Annotated in this window: 7 protein-coding genes; all 7 read left to right on the top strand. The window is 68.4% G+C overall.

The annotated features are described in order from the left end of the window. The first annotated feature begins 239 nt into the window (after positions 1–239). Positions 240–812 carry a CoA pyrophosphatase gene (locus tag VFS34_15740; protein HET9795906.1) on the top strand — a complete coding sequence of 191 codons (573 nt, stop codon included), beginning with the start codon at positions 240–242 and terminating at the stop codon, positions 810–812. Positions 813–971: 159 nt separating this feature from the next. Further along, a complete protein-coding gene (locus VFS34_15735) occupies positions 972–1,817 on the top strand; it encodes a PHP domain-containing protein (protein HET9795905.1) in 846 nt (281 codons plus the stop codon). Positions 1,818–1,856: 39 nt separating this feature from the next. Next, positions 1,857–3,212: a replicative DNA helicase gene (gene dnaB / locus VFS34_15730; protein HET9795904.1), complete on the top strand. Its 1,356-nt coding sequence runs from the start codon at positions 1,857–1,859 to the stop codon at positions 3,210–3,212. Between the two features lie 13 nt (positions 3,213–3,225). Beyond that, positions 3,226–4,335, top strand: coding sequence for an alanine racemase (gene alr, locus VFS34_15725; GenBank protein ID HET9795903.1), 1,110 nt, complete (start codon positions 3,226–3,228; stop codon positions 4,333–4,335). Next, positions 4,332–5,099, top strand: coding sequence for an ABC transporter permease (locus VFS34_15720; protein HET9795902.1), 768 nt, complete (start codon positions 4,332–4,334; stop codon positions 5,097–5,099). Before alr ends, VFS34_15720 begins: the two co-directional genes overlap by 4 nt. A gap of 2 nt (positions 5,100–5,101) precedes the next feature. Continuing rightward, entirely contained in the window at positions 5,102–5,941 is an 840-nt protein-coding gene (locus tag VFS34_15715) for an ABC transporter ATP-binding protein (protein HET9795901.1), read from the top strand. After that, positions 5,938–7,364: MlaD family protein (locus VFS34_15710; GenBank protein ID HET9795900.1), on the top strand; the 1,427-nt coding region annotated here is incomplete at its 3' end. The genes VFS34_15715 and VFS34_15710, both read left to right, overlap by 4 nt.

Below are 7,364 nucleotides of genomic sequence, written 5' to 3'. Positions count from 1 at the left end.
TCGGGACGTCGCGGGCGACCCGCATCCCGTCGGGCTCGCGCCTCGCCGCGCTTCATCGCTCTCGTTTGGCCCCGAGCACGGCTCGCGCCGACATCCGATCATTGCGAAAGCGGCTCTGTTGGGCGACCCTCGATTGAGACGACCTCGAGGCGCGGCCAGACGTGCTGGAAGACGGGCCCGGCCGATTCCGAGGGGGCCGTATAACGGCGCGTATGGTCCGCGCCTGATATTTTAGGGTCATGACGAACTGGTTGGCGGAGATCCGGGGCAAGCTCGCCGACCGCACGCTGCAGGGCGTCGCCGCCCAGGCCGAGCACCGCCGGGCCGGCGTTCTCGTCCCGCTCTTCGTCAAGGAGAAGGAGCTCTGGCTCCTCTTCACCAAACGCAGCGACAAGCTCCTGAATCATCGCGGCCAGGTATCGTTTCCGGGCGGCGCGTTCGAGACCGGAGACCGCGATCTCCGGGACACGGCGGTCCGCGAGACGGAAGAGGAGCTCGGCCTCGAGCGCAAGCAGATCGTCCTCCTCGGCCGGCTCTCGCCGATCGTGACCGTGACGAACTTCTACGTCGAGCCGTACGTCGCGGCGATCCCCCATCCCGTGGAACTCAAGCCCTCCCCCGACGAGATCGAGGCGCTGTGGGAGATCCCGATCTCCGCGCTCATGGCGCCGACCGCCGTCGAGGAAAGGATGTTCGAGGGGCGCGACCGTCCGGTTCTCTTCTACCATTACGGCCAGAAGACCGTCTGGGGCGCGACGGCGAGGATCCTGTCGGAACTGCTGGACGTCCTCGCCGGCGGCGACAAGGAGTAGCCGGCGCGGCGATGCGTCGAGCCGGGCGACACGCGCCCGCCGGGCTCGCGCCTCGCCGCGCCTCCTTCGTTTTCGTGAGCGAGGGCAGCCCCCGACCCGATCACGGGCGAGGAACGATTCATCGGGTGGGCGCCCGCCTCTGACGGTAAGATCGCCCTCGTGACGATCAAGATCGACCTCCACTCCCATTCGACCGTCTCGGACGGACTCGACACGCCTTCCGCGCTCGTCGAGAAGATGCATCGGGCCGGGATCTCGGCGCTCGCGTTGACGGATCACGACGCGCTGGGCGGCCTTCCCGAGGCGCGCGAAGCGGCCGCGCGCGCGGGCATGCGCCTGATTCCGGGCGCCGAGATCTCCGCGGACGCGCCGGACGGCGACGACGTGCACATCCTGGCGCTCTTCGTCGACGAGGAGAACGCCCCGTTTCGCCGGCAGCTCGACGTTCGACAGGCCAATCGGCGTCGCCGCGGCGAGAAGATGGCGGAGAACATCGTGGCCGCCGGCTACGCGATCGATCTCGCTGCGATCCGGGAAGACGTCGGCGACGGCGTCTGGGGCCGGCCGCATCTGGCGCGCGCCCTCGTGCGCGCCGGCCACGCGAAGGACAACGACGACGCGTTCGCCCGTTTCCTCCACAAGGGATGCCCCTGGTGGGTGGCCCCGGAGAAATGGCGCGCCGAGGAAGTCGTTCGGGCGATCCGCGAGGCGGGCGGAGTCTCGTCGCTCGCGCACGCGGTCTGGTACAAGGACCCCGACGGGATCGTCGAGGCGCTCGCGCCCGAAGGCCTCGATGCGATCGAGGTGTTCCATCCCGACCACGCGGCCGCGGAGAACGCGCGGTTCGCCAAGCTCGCGGAAAGGCACGGATTGCTGGCGACGGCCGGCTCCGATTTCCACGGGGTCGAGGAAAAGGGAAAGATTCCGGGCGCGGTGGCGGGCGATCGCCGGATGCTCGACGCGCTCGAAGACCGCCGCGCGCGCCGCTCCCCGGCCGCTCGCTGAAAATTTCCCCCGACGCGAGTAGAATCCTCCTCTCGCTCCATGCTCGAATCGATCGAATCTCCGTCCGCCTTGCCGCAGAACGTCGAGGCCGAGCGCGCCGTCCTCGGCGCGGTGCTGATCGACAACCTCGCGCTCGCCGTGATCTCGCCGATCCTCAAGGACTCCGACTTCTTCCTCGACACGCACCGGCGGATCTGGACGGCGATCGGCGAGCTCGCGGCGCGCTCGGCGCCGATCGACCTCGTGACGGTGCGCGACGAGATCGACCGGATGGGAGCGATTGATCGCGTCGGCGGACCCGCGTATCTCGCCTCGCTCGTGGACGGCATTCCCGACGTCGCCAATGCCGAGCATTACGCGCGGATCGTCAAGGAGAAGTCCACTCTCCGGCGACTGATCTCGCTCGGCCAGAAGATCACCCGCGACGGCGCCGGCGCCGACCGCGCGGCCGACGACGTGATCGGGGACGCGGCCTCCGAGATCTTCGACATCGCCCAGGATTCCGCCCGCGGGGGGTTCGTGCCGCTCGGCGAGATCGCCGAGCACAACCTGACCGTCCTCGAGGAGGCGCGCGGCCGTCAGGGAATGCTGACGGGGCTTCCGACCGGGTTCCGCGATCTCGACCGCCTCACGTCCGGCCTCCAGACTTCGGAGCTCGTCATCCTCGCCGCGCGTCCCTCGGTCGGAAAGACGTCGTTCGCCCTGAACATCGCGCAGCACGTGGCCGTCCGCGAAGCGCGGTCGGTCGGCTTCTTCTCGCTCGAGATGTCGAAGGAGGCCCTGGGACTCCGCGTGCTCTGCTCGGAGGCGGAGGTCAACGCCAAGAAGGTGCGCGACGGCTTCGGCTCCGACGACGACTTCCGGCGGCTCGTGCTGGCTCAGACGAAGATCGCCGGCGCGAGATTCTTCATCGACGACACGTCGGCGTTGACCGTTCCCGAGATGCGCGCGAAGTGCCAGCGCCTGAAGCGGGAGCACGGCCTCGACCTCGTCGTCGTCGACTACCTCCAGCTGATGGCCGGGCATGGGCGCATCGAGAACCGCACGCAGGAGGTGTCGCAGATCTCGCGCGGTCTGAAGCTCCTCGCCAAGGACCTCCGCGTCCCCGTCATCGCGCTGTCGCAGCTTTCGCGGCAATCGGAGCGCCGTACCGGGGAGCAGAAGAAGCCGCAGCTCGCGGATCTCCGGGACTCGGGCTCGATCGAGCAGGACGCCGACGTCGTGATCTTCCTCTACCGCGAGGAGATGTACGACCGGGAGACCGAGAGGAAGAACCTCGCCGACGTCATCATCGCCAAGCAGCGCAACGGCCCGACCGACGAATTCGAGATGGTCTTCCTGCACGAGCAGACCACGTTCCGGACGTACGAGCGATTCGCGGAACCTCCGCTCTGAGCGAGGCGCCGGCGTGAATTTCTCGCCGCGCCGGACCGCCGCGCGCATCGATCTCTCCGCGATCGCGGGAAACTTCCGGGCGATCCGGGAGCGGTCCGGGCGGCGCGTCCTCGCCGTCGTGAAGGCGAACGCCTACGGCCACGGCGCCGCGGCGGTCGCCCGCGCGCTCGAGGCGGCGGGCGCCGACTTCTTCTGCGTGGCGATCGCGGAGGAGGGCATCGAGCTCCGGCGCGCCGGGATCCGCTCGCCGATCCTGCTCCTGAACTTCGCCGACGCGGGCGACGCGGCTGTCCACCGCGCGTTCGCCCTGACGCCCGCCCTCTGGTCGCTCGAGCAGATCCGGGCGTTCTCGTCGGCGACGGCCGCGTGGCGGGACCCCCTCCCGGTGCACGTCAAGATCGACAGCGGCCTCTCGAGGCTCGGCATCTTCCCCGGCGAGGTCGCCGAAGCCGCGGCTCTCCTCGCGTCGTCGCCGGGGCTGCGGGTCGAGGCCGCCTTCTCGCACTTCTCCCACGGGGAAGACCCGGGCCATCCCACCCGGCTCCGGCAGACGCAGGCCGCTTCCGGGGCCTTCGCGGCGCTCCGCGGGGCGGGGTTTTCCGGGCTCTGGACGCACCTGGCCAATTCGGGAGCTTCCCTCGAAGGCGCGGAGGACTGCGATGCCGTGCGTCCGGGCCTCCTCCTGTACGGGATCGCGCCGGCGCCGTCCGCGGCGCCGCCCTCCGGAATCTCTCCCGCGCTCACGTGGGAGACGGACGTCATGGCCGTCAAGCGGGTCCCCGCCGGGACGCCGGTCGGCTACGGCGGGACCTTCGTGACGGCGCGGCCGACGACGCTCGCGGTGCTTTCCATCGGTTATGATGACGGTTACCGGCGGTCGTTTTCCGGCCGCACGCCTGTTCTCTTCGATGGGGGGGCCGTGCCGACCGTGGGGGTCATCAGCATGGATCTGACGGTGTGCGACGCGACGGACGTTCCGGTCGCGGCCGGAGATCGCGCGGTCCTCCTGGGGACGCGCGGCGGGCGCACCGTTTCCGCGCACGACCTCGCCCGCGCGGCGGGGACGATCCCGTACGAAATCCTCTGCGGGATCGGGCGCCGGGTTCCGCGAAGGTACGATTGAAGTTCTTCGAAGCGCTCGGCGCGGTCATCCTGCGCGCGTTCACCGAGATGGGGCGCTTCGTTCTCCTCTTCGCGCGCACGGTGACCTGGGCGATCCGGCCGCCGTACGACGTGCCCGAGCTCTTCAAGCAGATGGTGCGCGTCGGCGTCGACTCGATCCCCGTCGTGTTCCTGACCGGCCTCTTCACGGGCGGCGTGATCGCGCTCGAGACGTACTCGGGATTCGCGCGGTTCCACGCCGAGAGCTTCGTCGGGTCGGTCGTCGCGCTCTCGGTCACGCGCGAGCTCGCGCCGGTCCTCGCGGCGCTGATGGTGACCGGGCGCGTCGGGAGCGCGATGGCCGCGGAGCTCGGGACGATGCGGGTCACCGAACAGATCGACGCGCTCGTCGCGCTCGCGACGGAGCCGGTGCAGTATCTGATCGTCCCGCGCGTCGTCGCCGCGACCGTGATGCTCCCGCTCCTCGTCGTCATGGCCGACGCCGTCGGGATCACCGGGGGATACGTGGTCGCCGTCGACCTGCTGGGCGCCAATTCCGTGACCTACGTCCACAACACGTTCCAGTTCCTCGAGCGGAACGACTTCACCGCGGGTCTGATCAAGGCCGCGGTCTTCGGGCTCCTGTTCTCGATGATCGGGTGCCAGAAGGGCTACTTCACCGAGGGGGGCGCGGAAGGCGTCGGCATCGCGACGACCCGGGCCGTCGTCGCGGGGAGCCTCGCGATCCTCGTCGCCGATTTCTTTCTCGCGAAGATCCTCTTCTGACGATGGACGAGACGGCGAAGATCCGCAGCGACGGGCCCGACGGAGCGGGGGAGACGAAGATCCGGCTCGTCGGTCTCTCCAAGCGGTTCGGGACGAACATCGTGCTCGAGGGGCTCGATCTCGAGATCCCGGAAGGGCAGTCGGTCGTTCTCGTCGGACCGTCGGGCACCGGCAAGAGCGTCCTCCTGAAGCACATCATCGGGCTCATCCGGCCGGACTCGGGGCAGGTGATCATCGACGGCGTCGACCTCTGGTCGCTTTCCGAGCGCGACCTGAACGCGTTCCGCCGCCGCTTCGGCATGTCGTTCCAGGAAGGGGCGCTGTTCGACTCGATGACGGTCTACGAGAACATCGCCTTTCCGCTGCGGCGGCAGGAGAAGAAGTCGCCCGACGAGGTCCGCGCGCGCGTCGCGGAGTGCCTGGAGCTCGTCCACCTCGAGGGAATCGAGGGGAAGAAGCCGGCGGAGCTCTCCGGCGGCATGCGCCGCCGCGTCGGATTCGCCCGCGCGATCGCGCTCGAACCCGAGATCCTCCTGTTCGACGAGCCGACGACCGGCCTCGATCCCATCATGACGGACGTGATCGACACGACGATCGTCGAAATGCGCGAACGCCTCCGCTGCACGACCGTCACGATCACCCACGACATGGAGAGCGCGGCGAAGATCGGCGACCGGATCGCGATGATCTACGGCGGGAAGATCGTCGCGGACGCCCCGCCGCCCGCTTTCATGAAATCGGACAACCCGCTGGTGCGACAATTCGTCGAAGGACGCGCGGAGGGACCCATGACGCAGGAGAGCTGGAAGAGAAACGCGCCCGAGAAAGGAGTGCCGGCATGAGCTCCGTCGCCAAGGTCGGTCTCTTCTTTCTCGTCGCCCTGATCCTCGCCGGGATCCTGATCTTCAAGATCGAGGATCTGCGGCTCGGGAAGAAGTCGGGGAAGACCGTCAGCATCGTCTTCAAGGACGTCGCCGGGCTCGACAACAAGGCGGCGGTCCGGGTCGCGGGCGTCCGCGTGGGAAAGGTGACCCGGATCAAGCTCATCGAGGGCCGGGCGTACGTCCAGGTCGAGCTCGACAGCGACGTCGACCTGCGCCAGGGGGCATCCGCGGCGATCGCGAACCTGGGGCTGCTCGGCGAGAAGTATCTCGAGCTCATCCCGGGACCGATCGGGGCGCCGACCCTCCCGGAGGACTCGGTGCTGACCGGGAACCAGGCCGTGTCGTTCGACCAGGTCACGAAGCTCGCCCACGACATCGAGCTCGACGTCAAGGAGATCACCGCGAGCCTCCGGGGCGCGCTCGGGGGGCCGGAGGGGGAGCAGACGACCCGCGCGATCGTCGCGAACATCGAACGGATCACCGAAGAGCTCAAGGTGATCGTCGCGACGAACCACGAGAACGTCGACTCCACGATCGCGAACTTCCGCGAGTTCTCGCACGAGATGATCCGCCTCGCCGATCGCATCGACGCGCTCGTCGCGGCGAACTCCACCAACGCGACGGCGACGATCTCCAACATCAAGGAGATCTCGGACAAGCTGCAGCACACGGCGGACAACCTCAACGCGATCACCGACAAGGTGAACACGGGGAAGGGCACGGTCGGCCAGCTCATCAACAGCGACGAAACGTCGAAGAACCTGAACGACGCGCTCGTGTCGGTCAAGGAGGGCGTCGGCACGCTCAACAAGACGCTCGGGCGCGCGTCGAAGATCAAGATCGACCTCGGGCTCCGCGCCGAGTATCTCTCGGGGCCGTCGAAGTCGAAGGGATACCTGACCGCGGACATCATTCCCGACCCGGAGCATTTCTACCGGCTCGAGGTGGCCAACGAGCCGTTCGGGCGGCGGTCCGTCTCGACGACGAACTACACGACGATCTTTCCGGACGGCCACCAGGAGACGACGACCGTCACGAAGGAGAAGTTCGACGACTCGTACGCGTTCTCCGCGCTCTTCGGCTTCAACTTCGGCGACCTCACCCTGCGCGCGGGGCTCGAGGAGTCGCGGGGCGGAGGCGGCGTCGACTACGCGCTCCTGAACAAGCGCCTGCGCTTCTCGTTCGACATGTGGGATTTCGCCCGCCAGGACTACAGCGCGCACACCAAGATCGGCGGCCGCTGGTATTTCTCGCCGTCGATCTTCGCGACCGCGGGATGGGACGACTTCCTGAACCACAAGAGGAAGATCGACTCGGTGTTCTTCGGCGCGGGCGTCCGGTGGAACGACGACGATCTGAAGCTCCTGCTCGGCTCGGTTCC

This window comes from Thermoanaerobaculia bacterium (genome assembly GCA_035717485.1).
GTDB lineage: Bacteria > Acidobacteriota > Thermoanaerobaculia > UBA5066 > DATFVB01 > DATFVB01.
This window is presented reverse-complemented; position numbering and strand designations above follow the sequence as displayed.